Raw genomic sequence first — 20,624 nt, 5'->3', positions numbered from 1 at the left:
GGAGCGCCCCGCGCCCTGACGTCAGGGTAACTCGTGGGATGGCCATGGCAGCGGGCCACCCCAGGGGTATTCAACCTGCTAGATTCGTCAGAATCCAGGAGACCTCTGACGTCCATGAGTCCGCATCCATCGTCGATGCCCCCGGAAGCCCTGCCCCCGGGCTTCGTCCTGACGGGAGGCTGGCGCATCCTCGAGAGACTGGGCGTGGGCGGCTACGGCGTCGTCTACCGCGTGGAGCCAGTGGACTCGCCGGGGCGCTACTTCGCCCTCAAGCTCACTCGCCACACCGCCGAGGGCCGGGCGCTGCGCGAGCTCACGCTCCTGCTGGACCGGGCCGTCCACCCCAACGTCGTCGCGGTCCACGCCTGCGGCCGCTGGCCGGACATCGTCACGGGCCACTTCTACTTCGTCATGGACTGGGTGCCCGGGCCACCGCTCCACGTCTGGGCGGAGCGACACAACCCCTCCTTCCGACAGCTGGCGGAGACCTTCCGCCGAGTCGCCCTGGCGCTGGACACCCTGCACGCCGGGGACGTGCTGCACCGGGACCTCAAGCCGGAGCACATCCTGCTGCGAGACACCGAAGGAGACCCTGTCCTCATCGACCTGGGCGCGAGCGCGTACACCGGCGCGCCCACGCTGACCACCGGCCCGCTGCCTCCGGGAACCCGCCACCTGCGCAGCCCCGAGGCCATCCGCTTCCATCAGCGCCACTGGCGCCACCCGGACGCGCGCTACCAGTCCGTCGCCACCGATGACCTCTACGCCCTGGGCGTGTGTCTCTACCGCGCGGCCACCGGCCACTACCCCTTCCCTCCGGACTGGCCCGCGGACGTGCTGTGCGCCGCCATCACCTCACAGCCACCCGCCGTCCCGTCGGAGCTGAACCCGCGCATCCCTCCCGAACTCGACGCCATCATCCTGCGGCTCCTCGAGAAGCTCCCGGAGCAACGCTTCCAGAGCGGCGCGGAACTCGCCTCTGCCCTGGCGCCGAGCCGCTTCACCTCCGAGCCCTGGGACGCGCCGCTCTTCGGCACGGACACACCCGCGCCTCCGCGCAAACCCCCGTCCCTGGCGCACGCCCGCGTCCAGCACCTGCGAACCCGTCTCTTACGCCCCCGGGTTCTCGCCCTGCCCGCCGTGCTCCTGCTCCTGGCGGTGGGGTGGTTCCTCCACGGATGGAGACAGACAACTCCAGGAGTCACCCAACAAATCGACCCCCTGGCAGGTCAGAAAATAGCCAGACATGCGAAGTCGCATCACAGTGAGGCCGTCACCGATTCGCCCCGAGCGAATCCCATCCCCGTGACCGTCGCCCCCGTGGCGCCGCCACTCCAGGACCCCACTCCCGTGATGAAGCCTCCCGCTCCCCCCGCGAAGTCTCGCGCGCCGTCGCTCGCCCGTCTGTCCAAGGTGGCCCTGGCCTGCACCGGGCTCGCCTGCTCCAGCAGCACGCCCTACGTGCAGCATCGGCCCATCCCTCCCGAGACCCCGTGTCCCGCGGGCGCGGTGGAGACCGCCGAGCGCTTCGGACTCGACCAGGAGGACCAGTTCGAGGGCTCCATCGGAGAGAACTTCGGCACGCCCTTCCGGAACATCACGGTGAAGGAGGGGTACCTGATGACGAACGTGCACCGCAAATTCAGGAAGCTCCCCGCGGGCGCGCAACTCGTCACCGAAATCATCTTCACCAACGAGCGCGTCTACGGCCGCATCCGGGAGATGCGCATCGACGACGACGTGTATCCCGTCTGCATGATGTTCTACGAGGTCGCCGACCCAGGGCGGAAGAGGCTTCCGGGGGGAGATGAGGAACACGCGGTCATCTTCAACCTCCTGCATGTCCGCGTCGTGGACCGCTTCCGGGAGATTCGTGGGCAGGATTGGTGACGAGGCCAGGCGCTTGCGCCTCGTGACCTGGCTCGTCCTGCTCCACGCCTCCGACACCGGAGGCGCTCCTCTTCTTCAGGAGCGCGCCATCGAGCTCGACGATGCCTCTTCACCAGCATCGACTGTTCAAGCCCCTTCCACGCAGCCCCCCGACACGCTCTCACGAGGGCCGTTCAGCGTGATGTACATCGCCGGAGCACTGGATGTCCGGGGCCTCGTCACCAGACCGCTCGGCCCCATCGTCGCACCCGCCACGCCGGTCCTGTCGACCTCGACATCCGCGTACGCACACCGGACGAGCTCACGGGTCGCCGTGGTGCTGCAGCTCGCCTCCGCTGGAGGGCATTCACCGTGGACCCCGCGAGAAGCGACGCTCATCACCGCGACGGGACGTCACGTCCGGAAGCTCCTCGTCTGGCAATCACGGCCCCTCGAAAGCAAGGACACCGACGTGATGCTCGTCCTGGAGATCGAGGCCACACCCAAGGAACTCCGAGGCCGCTACCTCCTCGAGCTGCGCGAGGACGCGACCTCGCCCCCGTTGCACCTGGGCCCGGTGAGCTTCCCCGAACTTTGACGGGGCGGGCTCACCGGCCCAGGGCCGAGCACGTCATGCAGAAGCGGGCCTCGGGAATGGCTCGCAGGCGGTGGCGTCCCATGGCGCCTCCGCACCGCTCGCAGCGGCCGAACTGTCCCACCGCGATGCGGGTGAGCGCCGCCTCGATGTCGAGCAGCTCCTGGCGCTCCGCCTCGGACAGCAGCTCGTCCGCTTCCCGGACGGCCACGAGACGCGTCCGTGACCGGAGCCGTTCGCCGCGCTGCACCAGGGCGTCACGCGCCTCACGAGCCAGACTGTCCATCTTCGCCTCCCGCGACCCTCGCCGGGCACCGCCGCCGCGCTCATCGCGACGCACTTCCCAGAAGAAGGCGTGTGGGGAGCAAGCAGTACAGAAACCATGCCACGTGGGGCCCTCATGCCTCCCCCCAGCCGCGCCGCAAGCCTTGCGCGCGCCCCGACGAGGCTCCGCAGCCCTTGCGGCCCGCCCTCACCGCGGCGTCGCGCGCTCGAACGGATGGATGACCTTCCAGTCACGCCGCATGTCCACGACGAGCCAGCCCCGTCCAGGCGCCTCGTCCAACCCCCGGGCGAGCTTCCCCACGCGGGCCTCCCGGTCATAGGCCCACTCGCGCTCGGCATCGGTGTGGTGGACGAGCAGCCCCAGGCGCGGCCCCGGACCGGAGGTGGTCCACTCGAGCATCTCGAAGTCCCCATCGGAGTTCCCGAAGGCCGCCAGGGGCCTGCGTCCCACCCCCTGCTCGATGCCCACGGGCTTGCCTGCTCCGTCATCGAGCAGGTCCAGCTCCGCGAGTCGAAGGACCGAGGGCGCGCCTCCGGTGGCCTGGTAGCGCAGCTTCACCCGGCTGCCCACCACCTGCTCGCGCGGCACGCCGTACACCCGCTCCATCCAGGGGCGCATGAAGCCCACGTCCCCACCGGAGACGACGAAGGTCTTGAAGCCCCGCGCCCGCAGGAATGACAACAGCTCCAACATCGGCTGATAGACGAGGTCCGTGTACGGGCGATGCAGCGTGGGGTGGCGCGCGGTGACGAGCCAGTCCGAGACCGTCCGCTCGAACTGCTCCGTCGTCATGCCCGCATGCGTGGCCGCGAACAGCTCCATCAGCCCGCGCTTGCCGCTCGCCTTCACCGACTCCACATCACCCTCGAGCACGCCCTGGAAGGGCTGGCGCGTGCGCCACTCGGGGTGCTGGGGCGCGAGCGCCTTCACCCGGTCGATGACGAAGGCCAGCTCGGCCACGAGGGGCTGCTCGGACCACAGCGTGCCGTCGTTGTCGAACACGGCGATACGCTCGGAGGCGGGCACGAAGTCCGGTCCGCCCTCGCGAGTCACCCGCTCCACGAAGTCCAGGAGCGCCGCCTTCGTGGGGCCCTCCGTCCAGGAGGGGAGCGGGTCCTTCGAGGACGCCGCGACGTCCGCGTGCCCCCGCGCCGTGTCGTCCGTGGACGCGCGCTGCGAGGACGCACACCCGCTCGCGAGGACGAGCGAAAACCCCATCAACATCCAGGCGACCCCGCGCATCCGTCCCCTCCCCATGGCCACACGCCAACCTGCGCATCACCCAACAGGGGTCCATCACCCGCGCGCACGAGGGGACCGTTCACCCGGGCGCGTCGTAGGCCCTGCCTCCGAAGGACGGCCGCGCCATGATGTCCCGGGCCAGCCTGTCACTGTACGCGGGGCCCTCACGGCCGAAGGCCTGGGCCTCCTCGGCCGTCAGGCGCACGCGCACCGCCGTCATCGCGACGCCGCCCACGACGACCTCGATGACCAGGCCCCCGCCCTCCTCGCGCAGCACGCGGTAGAGCAGGGGGCTCTGGTGGATGACGTGCTCGGCGACGCTCACGGCACCTCGGTCACCACGGCCTGGGACACCGGCGCGTTGATGATCATGACCTCCGGCAACCCGCCCGACGTGTAGCCGCCGAACTTGAAGCAGTCCGTGTCCTGCTCCGACTGGCACTTCCAGGCGCCCGGGTCGCTGTCCACCGGCAGCCGCACGCACGGCGCCGCCGCGCGCAAATCCAACGTCATCATCCGCAGCGGCCCCTCGAAGTTCTTCGCCGGCAGCCCCAGCGCCTGCCCCAGCACCGCCGGGTCATGCGTCCCGCCCGACGACGCCTTCTTCACCGCGTCCCGGATGACCGACGACGGCGCCGCGAACAGGTAGCAGCCGCTGTCGTCACAGCGCCCGAAGTTCGTCGCCCCCGTCTGCACCACGTACTGCTGATACTGCGCATCCTTCATCAGCCACGACACCGAGCCCTCCGGGAAGTTCTTCGCCAGGTGCTGCTCGATGCCATACGGCGACGCCCGCTGGTCCGCCTCCCGGGAGAGCTCCGACTGCCGCTCGTCACAGCTCAGCGCCACCGGCGTCGACGGCTCCGGCGTGACGGCGGGCGCCGAGTGCCTGCACCCCACCACGAACAGCGCGCTCACCAACAGACCGCGAATCATCCAGGCCATGCACGGACCTCGCTTCAGGGGGTTGAGAGGTCGACCAAACTAGTCAAGGAAGTCACGCTCCCTCCCTGGCCCCCGGGGGCGAGTGCCGTGCATCCGACACGCCTGGGAATGGGGCCAACGCCACCCGGCGGTGCGAGGCAGCGGACGGGCCCGCACAGAGGCATCGACTTTTGCCTCCAGACGGGGCAATCCAAGCCTCCTATGCGCTCGCAACCTGCTGGTCCCCCGCCCGAGCGGGGCCTGTTCTGCAACCGCACCCTCAACCTGCGCGCCATCAAGGCCGTGGGCTACGACATGGACTACACGCTCATCCACTACCGGGTGGAGGCGTGGGAGCGCCGCGCGTACGAGCACATCCGGGACAGGCTCGTCGCGCAGGGCTGGCCCGTGGGTGACCTCCAGTTCGACCCGGCGCTCGCCATCCGCGGCCTCATCATCGACACCGAGAAGGGCAACCTGCTCAAGGCCAACCGCTTCGGGTTCGTGAAGAAGGCGCTGCACGGCACGCGCACGCTGGACTTCATCACCCAGCGCGACGAGTACTCGCACGTCGTCATCGACCTGCACGAGCGGCGGTGGGTGTTCCTCAACACGCTCTTCTCCCTGTCGGAGGCGTGCCTCTACGCGCAGCTGGTGGACCGGCTGGACGCGGGGCAGCTGCCCGGCCCCATGGGCTACGCGGACCTCTACGAGCACGTGCGCAAGAACCTGGACGCCACGCACATGCAGGGCCGGCTCAAGGCCGAAATCATCGCGGACCCGGAGCGCTACGTCATCGACGACCCGGAGACGCCGCTGGCGCTCTTGGACCAGCGCAACGCGGGCAAGAAGCTGCTGCTCATCACCAACAGCGAGTGGGCCTACACCGAGCCCATGATGCACTTCGCCTTCGACAAGCACCTGCCCCAAGGCATGACGTGGCGGCAGCTGTTCGACGTGGTCATCGTCTCCGCGCGCAAGCCGGAGTTCTTCACCACGCGCTCGGCGCTGTTCGAGGTGGTGGAGACCAACGGCGAGGCGCTCCTGCGTCCGCACTCGGGGCCGTTCAAGGAGGGCAAGCCGTACTTCGGCGGCAGCGCCGTGGAGCTCGAGCGCCACCTGGGCATCAGCGGCGACGAGGTCCTCTACGTGGGCGACCACATGTTCGGCGACGTGCACGTGTCCAAGAGCGCGCTGCGCTGGCGCACGGCGCTCATCCTCCGCGAGCTGGAGGACGAGGTGCGCGCGATTGCGTCGTTCCGCCCCACCGAGGCCCGGCTCGCCGAGCGCATGGTCCTCAAGGAGCGGCTGGAGTGGGACAGCTGCCAGCTGCGGCTGGAGCTGCAGCGCCGCCGCGGTGACTACGGCCCGCGCACGGACTCGCCCACCGAGCAGGAGCTGGTGGCGAAGCTGGGCACGCTGCGCGAGGAGCTGGAGGCGCTGGACGCGGAGCTGGGCCCCATGGCCCGCGCCGCCACGGAGCTGTCCAACCCCATCTGGGGCCTGCTCACCCGCGCCGGCAACGACAAGAGCCACCTGGCCCGCCAGGTGGAGCGCTACGCGGACATCTACACGTCGCGCGTCTCCAACTTCCTGTTCGCCACGCCCTTCGTGTACCTGCGCAGCCCCCGAGGCAGCCTGCCGCACGACCCGAGCCTCCCCGGCGGCACCCCCGTCTTCCCCGCCACCGACAGCGGCGGGGGCATGGCCGACGCCGAGTAGCCCCACGGCCCACCAGGCCTCCCCGAGCTCGCCTGGCCGCTCTCGGGGAGGCCCAAGTGCGCGGACTCACTGGATTTTCGTTCAGTAGGGTTTGCGTGAGGGCAGGCAGGCATCTCCCCTCTGAAAGGGCGTGTCAGACCCCTCCGCTATGAGTTGTCGGGTGAGCCGATCAACCCAGGACAGCTCTTCGTCGTCGCGTGTGCTCGAGCAGCGCAACCTGCTCGGGGGGATGGACCTCATGCCCGTGCTCGGCCGGGGTGGGCGCAAGCGCGCCCGTCGTTTCCACGTCGCCTCCGAGAAGCGGTTGGGCTTCGCCGCGGCGCTGGCGCTGGTGGTGGAGCATGGCCGCCAGAAGGCCAAGGAGATTGGCGTCACGTCGCTGAGCCGCTGCCCGCGCTGCGACCACGTGGGCCCCACGGAGCAGGACTTCGGCTTCCGCGTGATGCGCGGCGAGCGCCGGCCCCAGTCCTGGTGCCGCGGCTGCCGGGGCCAGCACCTGGAGCCCAGCGAGTCGACCCAGACGAACACCGCCTCGCACAGCGAGGAGGGCTGGCTGTTCCCGCCCGAGACGACCACGAGCACGCGGCCTCCCCGGCGCGGCAAGCGCTCGTCGACGTAAAGCGCGGCATCCTCTTTCCGCCGAGGGCAGCGGGCCCCACGGCTCCGGGTCGACCCCGTGGCCGGGCCCTCTCCCTCGGGGGAGCCCTCGCGGGCGGCCAGGCGGGCGTCACGGGTGGGGCCCTCGAGCCCCTGGCCTCCGGGTTGGACAAGCCGTGGAGCCGTCCTTACCTCTCCAGGGAAGGAGGGCGACATGGCGGTCCGGACCAAGATGGCGGGAGTGAAGAACAAGCGGCGGGTGGCCTCGGCCGGCGAGGCGCAGGCCAGCGTGCAGGCGTCCAAGGGCCGCAAGACGTTGCCCCGGGACGAGGCGGCGGCGCTCAGGCGAACCCGGAACCTGGCGCGCGTGACCTTGGGCCCGGCGGCCGAGGACCACGCGCCCAAGAGCAACCGGCGACGCACCTCGCTCAACGGGCGAAAGAAGGCCCCCAGCGAGATGAACGTGAAGCACCGGGGAGGTCCGCGTAAACGCTCGCGCATCCACGGCGGCTGAGGCGCCGCTTCCGAAGGCCCTCTCATCGACACGCCGTCCGCGCTCCCTGGCCGGAGCGTGGGCGGTGTTCGTGTTTCAGGGGGTGGCGCGCTGACGGCGCAGCCGGAGGACGAGCGCCTCGAAGGCGACGTAGGACACGGGCAGCACCAGCGCGAAGAAGACGGTGAGGTGGGGCAGGTACGGGAAGGCCCAGGGGTCCTTCAGGTGGGCGGCGATTGAGGCGAACAGGCGCCACGGGTCCGCGAGCACGTCCCAGCTGTTCCACCGCTCCACGCGGCCCAGGTAGATGCCATAGCCGCACAGGAGCGAGGTGACGCCGACGAAGGCCCACGCCGTGCGGCGGCCGTGGCGCTCCTCCAGCCACTGCTTCCAGACCTCCAGGGACAGCAGGCCGAGCATCCACCCAGTGGCGGCGAACAGGGCCAGCAGGGCCGCGTCGAACCAGAGCGGGACGACGGGCCGCTGGTGCAGGTGGATGAAGTCGGTGAGGAGGTAGGGCGCGTTGGGGAACAGCGCGAGCCACCCCAGGGCGAGCGGCGCCAGCACCCAGCCCTTGCCGTGACCCCGCACCATGAGCACCCGCGCGAGCAGGGCCAGGACATAGGGGACCCAGGCGAGGAACAGGTTCCAGGTGAGGAAGGCGAAGCTGGCGCGCTCGCTCCAGTCGAGGCGGAAGGCCAGCAGGCCCACCGCCAGGACGCTGCACAGCGTGGCGGGGACGAGGCCGTGGTGACGCGACACGGTGAACAGGGTCATGGCCGAGGACATGGGTGTGTGGCCCGTGGACCACGCCACGGTGGGGTCTGCGTTGGAGCCCCGAGTGTAGAGCAAGGGGTGGGCCAGCTCCGTGTGTGGTCCTGGGTCCACACGGGTGAGGTTCGCAAGTCGGGTGGCCACGGGGTTGCACTGATGGAGCGTGGGGATGGCCCGTGCTCCGGCGCGCGAGGGAGGCGGGTGATGGGTCTCTGCTGGAATCGCAGTCCTCGTGCGGAAGTCGCAGTGTCCCCGTGGGTCCCCGAGGTCCTTACGATGAAGCGCCTCCTCCTGTTGCCCCTGTTGATGCTGTGCGCCTGCGGTGCCGTGCGGATGTCCAACGCGGCGCTCTCGTCGTCCACGGAGAGCTCGCACGAGTCCACCCTGCCCACCTGCACGGGCGAGCCGGACTCGTCGCTGTGCATGCAGAGCTTCGGCTCCTGCGGGCATGTGACGGCCGTCGATTCATGCGGCCAACATCGCTCGGTGTACTGCGGCACGTGCCCCTCGCCCAACATCTGCGCCGCCATCTGCATCCCGCCGGAGACGTGTGGCCCCTCGGGCACCTGTGGGTGAGGGGTGGGCCGTCAGGGACGGTGACGCGTCACCGTCCTTCTGCTTCGAGCGCGCCCGTTCGAGAAGGTCCTACACGCTCCTCAAGACGGTTCAACTCCGTCCACCTCCACTTCCATGGGGGTGACGCCGCGGGTGCGGCACCTGACTCGTAATCAGAGATTCCGGCTTCCTCACTCGGGCGCGCTCATTCTTCTTCCTCGTGATGGTGGCTCCCCGGTTCTGCTCGGACCGGGTGCGGGCTCACTCGAGGTCGACTGGCTTCATCGGAAGACACAGCTCTCCATCGCTCTTCAGGGTTCGTTCTCTCCAGCGGGTTCGCATCCCGCGAACCTGAACAACGTGGCCTCCAGCTCCGGGTCCTCGGTGAGCGCGCGTGCCACCCAGCCCTCGACGAGACGTGCGACGGGAGCCTCGACCTCGGGCGGGGCGAACACCTGCTTGCTGGGGTTGCCCAGGATGTCCGGCGCGATGCGCAGGTCGAGCACCCCCGTGAGGTGTTCGAGCAATGCCCCGTCCGAGAAGGTCTGTGCATCGCGCTCACGGCCGAGGCGCCGCAGGCGTGCGACGAACGCCCTGCGCATCCCCACGAGGAAGCCCCGGTGGTGCGGTCCGCCCACCAGACAGCGCTGGAGGTTCACCCAGGACGACAGACCTCGGCTCAGACGATGTCTCCAGCCGAGCGCGACCCGGAGCCGCACATCCTCCACCTGTCCCTCGAAGGTCCAGGGCTCCTGGATGAACGAAGTGTCCGCCAGTTCAGCGCACAGGTCAGCGAGTCCGCGCTCACGAAAGAAGCGAGCCTCGGTGCCCGTGGCCTCGTCCCTCAGCGTCCAGGACACGCCGGCATGGAAGGCGGACATCGCATGGACGCGCTCCTGGAGCCCGCTCCAGGAGAAGCGAACGGTGGAGGTGAAGAGCGATTCATCCGGGGTGCAGGTGATGTGCACTCCGGAGTCCGTGCCGGAGGCCTCGCTCGGCACGAACGGGAGGATGCCCTCCTCGGCGACACCTGCCCGATAGCGGCGCCGCCACGTCTGGCCCTTCGACCACGCGACGACGTCGAGCCGCGAGGAGAGGACGTTGATGGCACCGAGATAGACCTCCGAGTCCCGGCAGTGGATGCCCGAGGGAGTGCCGAGCACGGGGGAAGCGGCCCTCGTTCTGGACGCGAACGCGTCGACCGTGAACCAGGGCTCGAGGCTCTCGAGGGGCGCGGTCCAGGGGAGCAGCGGCCACGGCGAACCGTCGAAGGAGACCCGACAGGCACCGTCCGCGAGCAGGTCCACGCAGATGGCACGCACACGCCCCGCCCTGCCCGCGTTGAACCCGAGCACCAGGAGGTGCTCCAGGAACATGCTCAGCCCGAACTCGTCCCGGTTTCCGACATACATCCCGGGCCGCCGACGAATCATTCGGCGCAGGTCATCCGGTGTGAACTCGTGGTCCATGAAGGAGTCCTCGATACGCTCCAAGCTCTTCACAACCCGGCCGTGAGCCAGGGAGGTGGGAGCCCGGAGTCATGCGTGAAGAGGTGGGGTTCAGCGAGAGCGAAGGCCCGCGACCTTCAGTACGAACTCCTCCAGCTTCGGGTCCTCGGCGAGCGCCTGCTCCACCCGCTGAGCGACGAGCTGGGTGACGGTGGACTGGACCTCCGCGCTGGCGCGTCGCTCTCGGGTCATCAGGTACCAGTCCGTCTTCTCCACCTGGATGTGGAGCACGGCGGTGAGGTGTTCGAACAAGGCCGTGGCGTCGAAGCACCGGGCGCGCGCCGCGACACCTTGCCGCGCCAGACGCGCGGAGATGGCCTCACGCATCCCCTGACGGAATCCGACGCGATGAGGCCCGGCATCGTTGCGTGCGAAGAGGTTCGCCCACGCCACCACTCCCCGACCCGGGCCCTCCGTCCAGACGAGCGCGAGCTGGAGGGTGGTCTTCCCCACCTTCGCCTGGAAGCTCAGAGGGTTCTGGGAGCCGAGTGGAGACGGAGCGAGGTCCCGACACAGATCCGCGAGCCCCTCCTCCCGGAGGAACCGGGCCTCGGTGCCAGTGGCCTCGTCTCGCAGCGTCCAGGTGACGCCGGAATGAAACGCGGACAGCGCCTCGATGCGCTCACGCAGGCGAGGCACATCGAAGCAAGGAGGCGGTTCGAACAGGGAAGCATCCGGCGTGAAGGTGATGCACAGCCCGGACTTCGAGGTTCGTGGAGCGGTGTCATCCGAGTGCCCTTGCTCGACGAGCCCTTCACGGTAACGGCGACACCAGGTGTCCTCCTCGGTCCAGACGATGACGTCCAGCGGGGAGGAGAACGCACAGAGCATCCCCAGGTCCACGAAGGGTGACTGCCAGAGCCCCCCGGAGGGAGTGCCCGGCGGAGGCTCTCCGTCCTTGTCCGTGAGGACGTCCTGTGGGGTGAGCCACGTCTCGAGCTGGGCGACCGAGGTGCCACAGGAGAGCTTCCACGGCCAGAGGCCGACGTGGAAGCGGCAGGAGCCGTCCGCGCGCAGTGAGACGGAGAGCTCCTGTGCACCGCCATCCCTGGCCGCGATGAACCCCAGCGTCAGGAGGGAATCGACGAGCGAGCTCCGGCCACGCATTCCGGTGCCGCCGACGTACATCCCCGGCCGTCGTCGAATCCAGCCGCCAAATGAGTCAGGGTCGGAGTGCATTCGAGGGGGCTCCTGACAGCGCCAGGACCCGGGCCTCCACCTGGGAGTCCTGGGCAAGCGCAGCCTCCACCCAGGTCGCGACCAGTTGGGCCACGCCCTCTTTCAATTCGGGATTGGCGAGCTGGGCCCGGGTGGGTCCCTTCCAGACGGGCTCGGGCAAGCCGAGGCTGAGCACCGCCGTGAGGTGGGCAACCAGGGCCTCCTCGGGGAACGCCCAGGCCTCCTGGCTGGAACCTCGTGCCTTCATCCTGGAGCGCAGCGCCTTGCGCAGACCTTGATGGAATCCCTGGTGGTGGGTTCCACCCTCGTAACAGCGATGGATGTTCGCCCAGGACCGCACTCCAGCCCCCTCGAAGGCCCCCCACTGGAGAGCGAGGCCCACCTGGGTCGACCCCACCTGCCCCTCGAAGCTCCACGGCGGAGATAGAAGCCCTCGGGAGTCCACGAGCTCGTCGCACAGGTCCGCGAGCCCTCGCGTCCGCCGGAAGCAGCTCTCACGGCCCACGAGGGCATCTCGCAGGCGCCAGGTGACGCCTGGGAGCATGGCCGACAGGATCTGGACCCGCTCCAGGATGTGCTGGGAGCGCATGCGAGAACCGGGCTCGAAGATGGAGGCATCCGGGGTGAACGTGATGCACAGCCCCTGCTCCGCGTGGCGCGGAGAGGGCGCATCCATCAGGCTCCTGGAGGACTCCGGCTCCGCGAGCCCTTCGCGGTAGCAGCGCCGCCAATGGTGGGCCCCCTCCCACGCGATGACGTCCAGACGGGACGCGAGCGCATTGACCAGTCCCAGTTCCACGTAGGGGGGCAGGGAGATGACGCCTCGGGGCAAGCCCAGCGGAGGTGGCGTGCTCCAGTCGATGCCCTCGAAAGACAACCAGCGTTCGAGGCTCGACAGCGCCGACTCCCGGGACCCGGCGGGCCAGGGCCAGTGGTCGAAGGTGACGCGACAGGCGCCATCCGCCAGCAACTCCACGGAGATGTCCCTCACACCCCCGTTCCGCGCCCCGAGGAACCCCAGCAACAGCAGGACTTCGACGAGCTGCCCCAGGCCGAATTCCATGGTGTCGCCAACGTACATTGCTGGCCGCCGGCGGATGGCCCGCCGCAATTCCTCTCCGCTGTTTTGCACCTCCAGACAATATCAGACACGCGGCTCGGGACCGAGCTTCTTCGCTCGAAAAGTGGGGCTTCCGCCGAATGAACCCCGAGAGAAAATCAGCGCCGCCGCTTGACTCCCGCGAGCAGCAGGACCCAGAAAATCGCGAGCCCGGAAGTGGTCGAACAGCCGCCTCCGGAAGGCTCTCGCGGTGACTCGGGTTCGGGGTCCGGTGGCGGAACACAGGGCGTGAAGCAGCGGCAGGCGTCCGTTCCTTCCGGCTCCAGCCGCGCACAGAGACCACCAACCCCACAGGCCGTGTCCTCCGTGCAGGTGGCTCCGAAGTCGCCCTCTCGGAGCGCGGGCAGCAGGCACCGGCCCCCAGTCCCCTCCGTGACGACGCACGTGAGCCCGGAAGGGCACTGGGCGTCGTTCTCACAGTCCTCCAGGCACAGGGCCTCCGGAGAGAGCGTCGTGCTTTGCGCAGGCGCTGGCAGCGCGAGGAAGGGCTCGATGAAGTCGACCATCAACGCGTCCACTCGCACGTTGACCGCCTCCTCCCGACAGGCGACGTCACCGCTCACCGTGATGCCCACGAGCACGTCCCGCCCCGTGTCGTCACGGGCGAACACCGGCCCGCCACTGTCTCCCACGCAGCTCATGCCTGGTGCCGGTCCCGCCCGGAAGGACGCGGGCTCGACGTCCGTCACCCGCAGGGTCCCCTGGCGTCGTTGCCCCGAGGGCTCGTCCACATCCTTCGTGTCGCCATAGCCCACCGCGCGCACCGGCTCGCCAGCCATCGGGACCACGTCACCCGACGGCAGCGGCGCGGGCGACACGCTCACCGGGCTCGCGAGCCGCAGCAGCGCCACGTCGTACGCATGGGTCTTCGGCTCATACCGCGGATGAATGATCGCGCGAGCCACCCGCACGAAGCGCCCCTCCTCACTCGGCCTCGGCATCAACTCCCGGCCGAGGAAGACCTCGTGCGCGCCCTCGGGCCCGAAGAGGTCCAGGCAATGCGCCGCCGTGAGCACGACGTCCGGCGCGATGAGGACACCCGAGCACAGCAACAACGGCGCCGGCTCACTGCACCGCGTACGACGCGCGAGCAGCACCACCGTGGCCACATCCTCCGGGGCAGGCGTCCCATCCACGATGCGTGACACCCCGCCGACCCGCGTCGCCGCATCCTCCGAGACCGGAGTACAGGCAAGTCCCAGCGCGAGCAGGAGGAGCCACACGCCGCGCGTCATGCGCTCCCTCCTCGAGCCACCACGGGCGTCACTGCCTCGAGGCCTCCGCCGCGGCCTCCTTGCTCAGCGCCTGGATCTCCTCCCCCAGGCTCACCAGCCGGCCTCGGTGGCGCTGGATGAGCATCTCCGTCTGCTGCACCCGCTCCAGGTCCCCCCGCGACTCCGCCAGCTCCCGCTCGCGCTCCAGCCGCTCCACGTCACGCCCCAACACCGCCGCGATGTGCTGCGTCTTCTCCAACTTCCACTGCGCCGTCTGCGGCTGCTCCGGGACAATCTCGTCGTTCTGCTGCGGCGGCGGGTTCGCCACCTCCGGCTCCGGCGCCACATCCCCCGGCCCCAGCGCCACCACCGTCGCCGGAGGCGTCGCCTCCCCAGCCGGCACCACGGGCTCGGGACGAGCCCCCTCCACCGTGCGCGCCTCGGGCGACGACGGGAGGGGCACCGGCACCAGCTCCGCCTGCTCGACGCCCCGCGACACCGGGGCCGTCCCCTGCCCCATCAGCCCCACCCCCACGGCCACGACGAGCACCACCGCCGCCGCCAGCATCAGTCGGTATCGAGTCTTCATCGCCCGCCTTCTTCAGAACCGCACGCGCCAGCCGCCGCCCTGCCGCTCCACCCGGAGCAGCCACGGCTCCTTGCCCACATTCCCATTCCTCGCCACCCGTGCCCGCACCAGCACCACGTCCGCATCCCGGCCGTCCAACTTCGACTCCACAATACCCACCAGCATCAATCCGTGCGCATGCATCTCCGACACCGCCTCCTCGCACGGACGCATGCCCCCTCCCGTGGCCAGCATCGGCCCCAGCACCGCGCAGTCCCCCGAGGGCAACGCCTCGAAGAAGCGCGTCACCGTCGCCTCCGCCGCCTCCGTCTTCGAGGCGGCTGACGTACACGCGAGCAGGGCCAGCGCGGCCCCGCCCACCCACACACCCACGTCACGACCCGCACGCATGGCTCAGTAGCAGTTCGAGGCGAACAGCTCGTCGTCCGCCGCGGACACGAACTGGTCGTCACACCACGCGCTCGCCAGCATGTGGCCGTTGCGCACGCAGCCGTCGTGGTTCGTCGCATCCAGCGTGTACTGCGTGTCACCCCCACAGCCACCACCACACCGGCCGAAGCAGTTGCCCATCACCTTCGGGCGCGACCAGTGGTCCGGCTCGCCGCACAGCCACGTGCTCCCGCTCAGGTAGAACTCATCCCCGCTGCACGACATGTGGTCGCCCAGCTGCGCGATCTGCTGGTTGCCCGCGAAGCTGAAGCCACCCTTGTTGCAGTCGTGCTTCGCGTACGAATACCAGTTGTACACACCCCCGCAGCTCCCCGTGAACTTGCCGTTGCAGCGCGCATAGCTGCACAACATCGTGTAGCCGCGCCCCTGCTCGCCCATCACCGTGCGCTGGAGCTCCACCGTGGAGGGATGCTGCGCCCACAGGCCCACCGCGCGCCGCAGGTACATCGCCTCGGGCGCCGCCGCGTCACCCGCGGGCAGCTCGACGCTCAGCGCGTCGTAGAGCGACTTGAGCAGCTCCCGGTCCGCGTCCGTCAGCTGCGTGTCCGCCGCGCCCTCGTCCGCGAAGCCATCCATCGTCGACACGCCGCTGGCCGGGTCCAACAACCCCGCGAGCGTCATCCCGCGCAGCCGCACCTCCAACCGGTAGACCCCCGGCTCCACCTCGAGCGCCTGGAACGACACCGCGCCACCGTCCTTCACGAAGGTGCCTCGCGTGTCTCCCGTCTCGGCGGCCAGCGACAGGCCCTCCTGCTTCACCTGCGAGCTCCCGCTCGCACCACCACAGGCCCACAACATCAACGTCGCGACCGCACAGAGCACCTTGCGCATACCGTTGCATCCCTCCGGCCAGGGGACTGACTCGACCCCGAAAGTCTCGCGGTGGTACCGGGCGCTCACGACTCACTCAAGGCCGGGTGCGTCACATCTCACGCGTGAAACATCTCGCATGTCTCACGGGTGTGCACCGACCCGGCTTCACTGTTCAACACGACGGAAGATGGGCAGTGAGCCCGCAACGCGCTCCAGCGCCACACCGTCCTCGGGAACCGACTCCTCCACGCCCGTGACGAGCAGCCCTCCCGGCGCGAGCCGCGCCACGAGCCCCGCGAGCACCTCTCGCTGAAGCGCCGGCGCGAAGTAGGTGAAGGCCACGTTGCGACACAGGACGAGGTGAAAGGGACCCTCCGGCATGCGGGCTCGCAAGTCCTGCTGGACGAAGGTGAGCCCCACCCGGAACGCGGGCGCGAGACAGGCCTCCGCCTCGGTGCCGGGGAACGCCTCCGCGGCCCACGCGCGCGGCAGCTCCCGGAGCGAGCCGCGCGGATAACAACCCCGACTCGCACGCGCGAGCAGCGCCTGGTCGGCCTCCGTGGCGAGCACCTCCCACCGTGCCTCCGGAAAGCGCGGCGACAGCCCGAGCCGCAAGAGCAGGCTCACCGTGTAGGGCTCCTCCCCCGAAGCGCAGCCCGCGCTCCACACGCGCAGCACGGAGGTGGACCCGAGCAGCGCGGGGAGCAGCGTGTCCCGCAGCACATCGAAGACCTCGGCGTCGCGGTAGAAACGCGAGACGGTGACGCGGCAGAGCGCGTCCAGCACGGCCCACTCGTCCGCGTCGGACTCCAGCCGGGCGCGGTACTCGGCCACGCTCGTGAGCCCCAACGCCGCGAGCCTGCGGCCAATGCGCTTGCACACCTGCCCTCGCACCCGGCGGAAACCCTCGGGCCGCAGGCGAAGACGCGGGCCCGCCCAGCGCATCAGCTCGATGCAGTCCTCATCCCTCACCGCGGCCTCCTGCACACCTGCCCTGGCACCCGACGGAATCCCTCGAGCCGCGGGCCCGCAAACCGCATCAACTCGACGCAGTCCTCATCTCTCACCGCGGCCTCCTGCGCACCTGCACTCGCACCCGACGGAATCCCTCGAGCCGCGGGCCCGCAAGCCGCATCAACTCGACGCAGTCCTCATCCCTCACCGCGGCCTCCTGCACACCTGCCCTCGCACCCGATGGAAACCCTCAAGCCACGGGCCCGCCCAGCGCATCAGCCCGACGCCGTCGTCGTCCCTCATCACGGGCCTCCTTGTGTTGGAAGGTCGTCCGAGAATGTCAGCAGGCCCGGGCGACGGGCGAGCACGGCAGGCCGGGATGTGGCATGACGCTCGGGCGTTTGTGTTGGAATCCCGGAGGAATCTGCCTTGAAGAGACTGACTGCGCTCACCCTGTCGGCGGCCCTGGCGGCGGCCGGCTGCACGCATGGCACCGCGGCCACCGAGCCGACCACCCCGCCTGAGCAGGCCACCGCGCCCGCCACGCCGGCTCCGGAGAAGACCCCGGCGCCGCTGCCCGCGCCCCGGACGTCGGACGTGCTCGCCGGCACCGCCGAGGCCTTCACCGCCGCCTGCACCGCCGACCTCGAGCGCGCCCAGGCCCAAATCACCGCGCTCAAGAAGCTGGACGCGCGCAAGGACGCCCAGGCCGTGCTCGCCGCGTATGACGAGGCGACGGGCTCGCTCATCGCCGCCGCGAACCGCTCCAGCCTCGCGCGCGAGGTCCACCCGCTGCCCGCCTTCCGCGACGCCGCCCGCGAGTGCGAGCAGCGCGTGGACGCCCTCAACGTGGAGATCTCCCAGGACCGCGGCGTCTATGACGCGCTGTCCGCGGTGGACCTGTCCCAGGCGGACGGGCCGACGAAGTACTGGATGGAGCGCACGCTGCTCGACTTCCGCCGCGCCGGCGTGGACCGCGATGACGCCACGCGCGCGAAGGTGAAGTCGCTCAACGAGGAGCTGCTCAAGCTGGGCCAGCAGTTCGGCAAGAACATCGCCGAGGGCGTGCGCCAGGTGTCCCTCACGCCCAAGGAGCTGGCCGGGCTGCCCGAGGACTACGTGAAGTCCCACCCGGCCGGGAAGGACGGCAAGGTGGTCATCACCACCAACTACCCCGACTACTTCCCGTTCATGACGTACGCGAAGGACGGCAAGGCGCGCGAGAAGCTCTGGCGCACCTACCGCCAGCGCGCCTTCCCGGCGAACCAGGAGGTGCTCCAGCAGCTCATCGCCAAGCGCCACGAGCTGGCCACGCTCCTGGGCTACGAGTCCTGGGCCGCGTACACCACCGAGACCAAGATGACCCGCACGCAGAAGGCCGCGTCGGAGTTCATCGACCGGCTGGCGGACGCCACCCAGGCGAGAGCGAAGCAGGAGTTCGCGGACCTGCTGGCGCGCAAGAAGAAGGACGTCCCGAGCGCCAAGACGCTCGAGCCCTGGGACCAGGACTACTACGAGGACCGGCTGCGCGCGGAGCGCTTCGGGTTCGACTCGCAGCAGGTGCGCCCGTATCTGGAGTACAGCCGGGTGAAGGCGGGCGTGATGGACATCACCTCGCGCATCTGGGGCATCACCTACCAGCGCGCGGCGGACGCCAAGGTGTGGCACCCGGAGGTGGAGGCCTACGACGTGCTCGACAACGGCACGCTGCTGGGCCGCATCTACCTGGACATGCACCCGCGTGACGACAAGTACAAGCACGCGGCCCAGTTCGACCTGGCGCAGGGCCAGGCCGGCAAGCGGCTCCCCGAGGGCACCCTGGTGTGCAACTTCGCGCGCCCCGGCGAGCTGATGACGCACGACGAGGTGGAGACGTTCTTCCACGAGTTCGGCCACCTGCTGCACGCGGTGTTCTCCGGCAAGCAGCAGTGGAGCGGCATCTCCGGCATCCGCACCGAGTGGGACTTCGTCGAGACGCCGTCCATGCTGCTCCAGCAGTGGGCGGGCAACCCCGAGGTGCTCAAGGAGTTCGCCAAGCACCACGAGACGGAGGCCGCGATTCCCGCGGAGATGGTCGAGAAGCTGCGCGCGTCGAAGGAGTTCGGCAAGGGCCTGTGGGCACGGCGGCAGCTCTTCCTGTCCGCGGTGAGCCTGGACTACTACTCGCGCAAGCCGGGCTTCGACACCACGGCGGCGCTCGTGGAACAGCAGACGAAGCTCAGCCCGTTCAAGCACGAGCACCGCCCGGGCACGCACTTCGAGCTCGCGTTCGGCCACCTGGATGGGTACTCGGCCGCGTACTACACGTACCTGTGGTCCTCCGTCATCGCGAAGGACCTGGAGACGGAGTTCCAGAAGAAGGGCTACCTGGACCGCGAGACGGCGATGAAGTACCGCCGCACCGTGCTGGAGCCGGGCGGAGCCAAGCCCGCCGCCGAGCTGGTGAAGGACTTCCTCGGCCGTGACTACGGCTTCGAGGCGTACCGCGCCTACGTCGACGCCGGGAAGTAACACGCATCCCCCGGGGAGCCCGTGTCACCATGGGCTCCCCATCCAATGGGTTGACACCTTCCCCACCCTGAAGCCTCACAACAAATCCATTGCAGACATCATCAACGCAGATGTACCCTTCGCCCGCCCATCCTGGGGCAATGAAGGGGGGGACATATGCGTCAAATCAAGTCGCACATCGCGGCGTCGCTCATGGCGGCTGCGTTGGGGCTGCTTCCCATCGCGGTCTCGCTGACGAGCGCACCTGCGGATGCAATGCATTGTGAGTTCCTTGAGCAAGGGTGCGCCAACAACGGCAACCCTGGCGGGGGTGGCTCCGGCGGAGGGAGCGGGGGCGGCGGGACAGGCACGGGAGGGGGCGGCGGCAGTGACCCCACCTATCACTTCACGTGCCCGGCTGGTTACCAAGTCTACTGCGTGGATTACCAGAACGGCACGGGCCTGCACTGCACCTGCCGCAAGATCGTCACTCCTGATGGCGGCACGCCGTAAGCAAGGAATCCACTGAATCATGAAGGCAACGATGGTACGCCTGACATTGTGCGTGGTTGGCATCACCATCGTTGCCGGCTTTGCCACGAACTGGCGATTCGGTGTTCCCCACATCGAGAACCCTGCCACAGCTGCATCTTCAACCTCAGAGCCAACACCGTCTGTGCCGTTCGGCCCGAAGCCACCTCTCCATGCCGAGAAAGGGGCGGTGCGAGACGCGCGGCGACAAGCATCCTCGGCGACCGTCAGCGCGATTCCAGCGACCCAGCAGGTGTCAGCCCCTCGTCCGTCCGAGCCCTCCTCCACGCCAGGCGCGGACAGCCTTCTCGGCCCCGACCAGCAAGCGGAAGACGCCGCGCCGGCCACCGAATCCCGGCGCTGCGCCAACAGCTCTGACTGCCCCACGGGGCAAGGCTGCGTGTTCGAACCTCGCGACAGCATCATGAGCTGTCAGTCCTCCAACTGCGCGCGCGATGAGGATTGTGCCCAGGAAGAGGTCTGCCGGCTTGCCAGCAACGTCTCTTCTGGAGCGCCCATCCATCGCTGCATGTCCTCCGGCACGCGCAAGGAAGGCGAGGCGTGTCACCACCTGTCGAGTGACCTCTCCCAGATGTGCGACAGGGGGCTGCGCTGTGTCCAGGGCAAGTGCGGACGCCCTTGTGAACTGAACACCTTGGGGAGCTGCCCCTCGGGGCAGCGCTGCGTCGCAACACCGGGTGGCCCTGGCTGCATGCCGT

The 20,624-nt window shown here is 69.4% G+C and carries 20 protein-coding genes; 7 read left to right on the top strand and 13 right to left on the bottom strand.

Features of this window, described 5'->3' with window-relative positions; all coding sequences use genetic code 11:
• Nucleotides 1-114: 114 nt before the first annotated feature.
• Nucleotides 115-1,890 carry a serine/threonine protein kinase gene (locus VZQ01_RS22150; protein ID WP_426744330.1) on the top strand — a complete coding sequence of 592 codons (1,776 nt, stop codon included), beginning with the start codon at nt 115-117 and terminating at the stop codon, nt 1,888-1,890.
• A 178-nt stretch (nt 1,891-2,068) separates the two neighbouring features.
• Nucleotides 2,069-2,467 (top strand): hypothetical protein, encoded by a 399-nt coding sequence (locus VZQ01_RS22145; RefSeq protein WP_408888780.1) that lies wholly within the window; start codon nt 2,069-2,071, stop codon nt 2,465-2,467.
• Between the two features lie 10 nt (nt 2,468-2,477).
• Here the strand turns inward: VZQ01_RS22145 and VZQ01_RS22140 are convergent, their stop codons facing one another.
• The 4 genes from VZQ01_RS22140 to VZQ01_RS22125 form a co-directional block, all read right to left on the bottom strand.
• Entirely contained in the window at nt 2,478-2,675 is a 198-nt protein-coding gene (locus VZQ01_RS22140) for a TraR/DksA family transcriptional regulator (RefSeq protein WP_426734960.1), read from the bottom strand.
• A gap of 261 nt (nt 2,676-2,936) precedes the next feature.
• Nucleotides 2,937-3,992 carry an HAD family hydrolase gene (locus VZQ01_RS22135; RefSeq protein ID WP_223751219.1) on the bottom strand — a complete coding sequence of 352 codons (1,056 nt, stop codon included), beginning with the start codon at nt 3,990-3,992 and terminating at the stop codon, nt 2,937-2,939.
• Between the two features lie 79 nt (nt 3,993-4,071).
• A complete protein-coding gene (locus VZQ01_RS22130) occupies nt 4,072-4,317 on the bottom strand; it encodes a hypothetical protein (protein ID WP_426744327.1) in 246 nt (81 codons plus the stop codon).
• Nucleotides 4,314-4,937, bottom strand: a complete 624-nt coding sequence (locus VZQ01_RS22125) for a hypothetical protein (protein WP_248545491.1) — start codon at nt 4,935-4,937, stop codon at nt 4,314-4,316. The genes VZQ01_RS22130 and VZQ01_RS22125 overlap by 4 nt, the downstream gene beginning before the upstream one ends.
• 201 nt (nt 4,938-5,138) lie before the next feature.
• Here VZQ01_RS22125 and VZQ01_RS22120 point away from each other — a divergent pair, with 201 nt between their 5' ends.
• From VZQ01_RS22120 to VZQ01_RS22110, 3 genes are all read left to right on the top strand, one after another.
• Complete coding sequence (locus VZQ01_RS22120; protein WP_426744326.1) at nt 5,139-6,638, top strand: HAD-IG family 5'-nucleotidase; 1,500 nt, start codon at nt 5,139-5,141, stop codon at nt 6,636-6,638.
• A gap of 160 nt (nt 6,639-6,798) precedes the next feature.
• Nucleotides 6,799-7,257: a hypothetical protein gene (locus tag VZQ01_RS22115; RefSeq protein ID WP_223751222.1), complete on the top strand. Its 459-nt coding sequence runs from the start codon at nt 6,799-6,801 to the stop codon at nt 7,255-7,257.
• Between the two features lie 192 nt (nt 7,258-7,449).
• The gene (locus tag VZQ01_RS22110; RefSeq protein WP_223783858.1) at nt 7,450-7,749 is read left to right on the top strand and encodes a hypothetical protein; all 300 of its coding nucleotides are present in this window, start codon (nt 7,450-7,452) and stop codon (nt 7,747-7,749) included.
• Between the two features lie 75 nt (nt 7,750-7,824).
• Here the strand turns inward: VZQ01_RS22110 and VZQ01_RS22105 are convergent, their stop codons facing one another.
• Nucleotides 7,825-8,517 carry a DUF1361 domain-containing protein gene (locus VZQ01_RS22105; RefSeq protein ID WP_426744323.1) on the bottom strand — a complete coding sequence of 231 codons (693 nt, stop codon included), beginning with the start codon at nt 8,515-8,517 and terminating at the stop codon, nt 7,825-7,827.
• Between the two features lie 261 nt (nt 8,518-8,778).
• On the opposite strand from VZQ01_RS22105, the gene VZQ01_RS22100 reads away from it, so the two are divergent.
• Complete coding sequence (locus VZQ01_RS22100) at nt 8,779-9,078, top strand: hypothetical protein (protein ID WP_223751224.1); 300 nt, start codon at nt 8,779-8,781, stop codon at nt 9,076-9,078.
• 290 nt (nt 9,079-9,368) lie between these two features.
• Here VZQ01_RS22100 and VZQ01_RS22095 read toward each other — a convergent pair whose 3' ends face one another.
• From VZQ01_RS22095 to VZQ01_RS22060, 8 genes are all read right to left on the bottom strand, one after another.
• Nucleotides 9,369-10,526, bottom strand: a complete 1,158-nt coding sequence (locus VZQ01_RS22095; protein ID WP_426744322.1) for a DNA gyrase subunit B — start codon at nt 10,524-10,526, stop codon at nt 9,369-9,371.
• A gap of 90 nt (nt 10,527-10,616) precedes the next feature.
• Entirely contained in the window at nt 10,617-11,672 is a 1,056-nt protein-coding gene (locus VZQ01_RS22090) for a DNA topoisomerase subunit B (RefSeq protein ID WP_426744320.1), read from the bottom strand.
• Between the two features lie 55 nt (nt 11,673-11,727).
• Nucleotides 11,728-12,807 carry a DNA topoisomerase subunit B gene (locus VZQ01_RS22085; RefSeq protein ID WP_223751227.1) on the bottom strand — a complete coding sequence of 360 codons (1,080 nt, stop codon included), beginning with the start codon at nt 12,805-12,807 and terminating at the stop codon, nt 11,728-11,730.
• A gap of 155 nt (nt 12,808-12,962) precedes the next feature.
• Nucleotides 12,963-14,099, bottom strand: a complete 1,137-nt coding sequence (locus VZQ01_RS22080) for a S1 family peptidase (RefSeq protein WP_426744317.1) — start codon at nt 14,097-14,099, stop codon at nt 12,963-12,965.
• 28 nt (nt 14,100-14,127) lie between these two features.
• Complete coding sequence (locus tag VZQ01_RS22075) at nt 14,128-14,667, bottom strand: hypothetical protein (RefSeq protein WP_223783853.1); 540 nt, start codon at nt 14,665-14,667, stop codon at nt 14,128-14,130.
• Between the two features lie 12 nt (nt 14,668-14,679).
• Nucleotides 14,680-15,057, bottom strand: coding sequence for a hypothetical protein (locus VZQ01_RS22070; RefSeq protein ID WP_426744315.1), 378 nt, complete (start codon nt 15,055-15,057; stop codon nt 14,680-14,682).
• A 3-nt stretch (nt 15,058-15,060) separates the two neighbouring features.
• Nucleotides 15,061-15,948 (bottom strand): hypothetical protein, encoded by an 888-nt coding sequence (locus tag VZQ01_RS22065; RefSeq protein ID WP_426744314.1) that lies wholly within the window; start codon nt 15,946-15,948, stop codon nt 15,061-15,063.
• Nucleotides 15,949-16,095: 147 nt separating this feature from the next.
• Nucleotides 16,096-16,902 (bottom strand): CheR family methyltransferase, encoded by an 807-nt coding sequence (locus tag VZQ01_RS22060; protein ID WP_426744312.1) that lies wholly within the window; start codon nt 16,900-16,902, stop codon nt 16,096-16,098.
• A 411-nt stretch (nt 16,903-17,313) separates the two neighbouring features.
• Here VZQ01_RS22060 and VZQ01_RS22055 point away from each other — a divergent pair, with 411 nt between their 5' ends.
• Nucleotides 17,314-19,395 (top strand): M3 family metallopeptidase, encoded by a 2,082-nt coding sequence (locus VZQ01_RS22055; RefSeq protein WP_223783850.1) that lies wholly within the window; start codon nt 17,314-17,316, stop codon nt 19,393-19,395.
• The last annotated feature ends 1,229 nt before the right edge of the window (nt 19,396-20,624 follow it).

Origin of the sequence: Myxococcus faecalis, assembly GCF_050039385.1 — a bacterium.
Lineage (GTDB): Bacteria > Myxococcota > Myxococcia > Myxococcales > Myxococcaceae > Myxococcus > Myxococcus fulvus.
This window is presented reverse-complemented; position numbering and strand designations above follow the sequence as displayed.

Coding starts and splice junctions, on each gene's coding strand:
- VZQ01_RS22120 (WP_426744326.1), top strand. CDS start 5,139: ATGCGCTCGCAACCTGCTGGTCCCCCGCCCGAGCGGGGCCTGTTCTGC.
- VZQ01_RS22080 (WP_426744317.1), bottom strand. CDS start 14,099: ATGACGCGCGGCGTGTGGCTCCTCCTGCTCGCGCTGGGACTTGCCTGT.
- VZQ01_RS22070 (WP_426744315.1), bottom strand. CDS start 15,057: ATGCGTGCGGGTCGTGACGTGGGTGTGTGGGTGGGCGGGGCCGCGCTG.
- VZQ01_RS22085 (WP_223751227.1), bottom strand. CDS start 12,807: ATGGAATTCGGCCTGGGGCAGCTCGTCGAAGTCCTGCTGTTGCTGGGG.
- VZQ01_RS22105 (WP_426744323.1), bottom strand. CDS start 8,517: ATGTCCTCGGCCATGACCCTGTTCACCGTGTCGCGTCACCACGGCCTC.
- VZQ01_RS22075 (WP_223783853.1), bottom strand. CDS start 14,667: ATGAAGACTCGATACCGACTGATGCTGGCGGCGGCGGTGGTGCTCGTC.
- VZQ01_RS22110 (WP_223783858.1), top strand. CDS start 7,450: ATGGCGGTCCGGACCAAGATGGCGGGAGTGAAGAACAAGCGGCGGGTG.
- VZQ01_RS22125 (WP_248545491.1), bottom strand. CDS start 4,937: ATGGCCTGGATGATTCGCGGTCTGTTGGTGAGCGCGCTGTTCGTGGTG.
- VZQ01_RS22065 (WP_426744314.1), bottom strand. CDS start 15,948: ATGCGCAAGGTGCTCTGTGCGGTCGCGACGTTGATGTTGTGGGCCTGT.
- VZQ01_RS22095 (WP_426744322.1), bottom strand. CDS start 10,526: ATGGACCACGAGTTCACACCGGATGACCTGCGCCGAATGATTCGTCGG.
- VZQ01_RS22150 (WP_426744330.1), top strand. CDS start 115: ATGAGTCCGCATCCATCGTCGATGCCCCCGGAAGCCCTGCCCCCGGGC.
- VZQ01_RS22100 (WP_223751224.1), top strand. CDS start 8,779: ATGAAGCGCCTCCTCCTGTTGCCCCTGTTGATGCTGTGCGCCTGCGGT.
- VZQ01_RS22090 (WP_426744320.1), bottom strand. CDS start 11,672: ATGCGTGGCCGGAGCTCGCTCGTCGATTCCCTCCTGACGCTGGGGTTC.
- VZQ01_RS22135 (WP_223751219.1), bottom strand. CDS start 3,992: ATGCGCGGGGTCGCCTGGATGTTGATGGGGTTTTCGCTCGTCCTCGCG.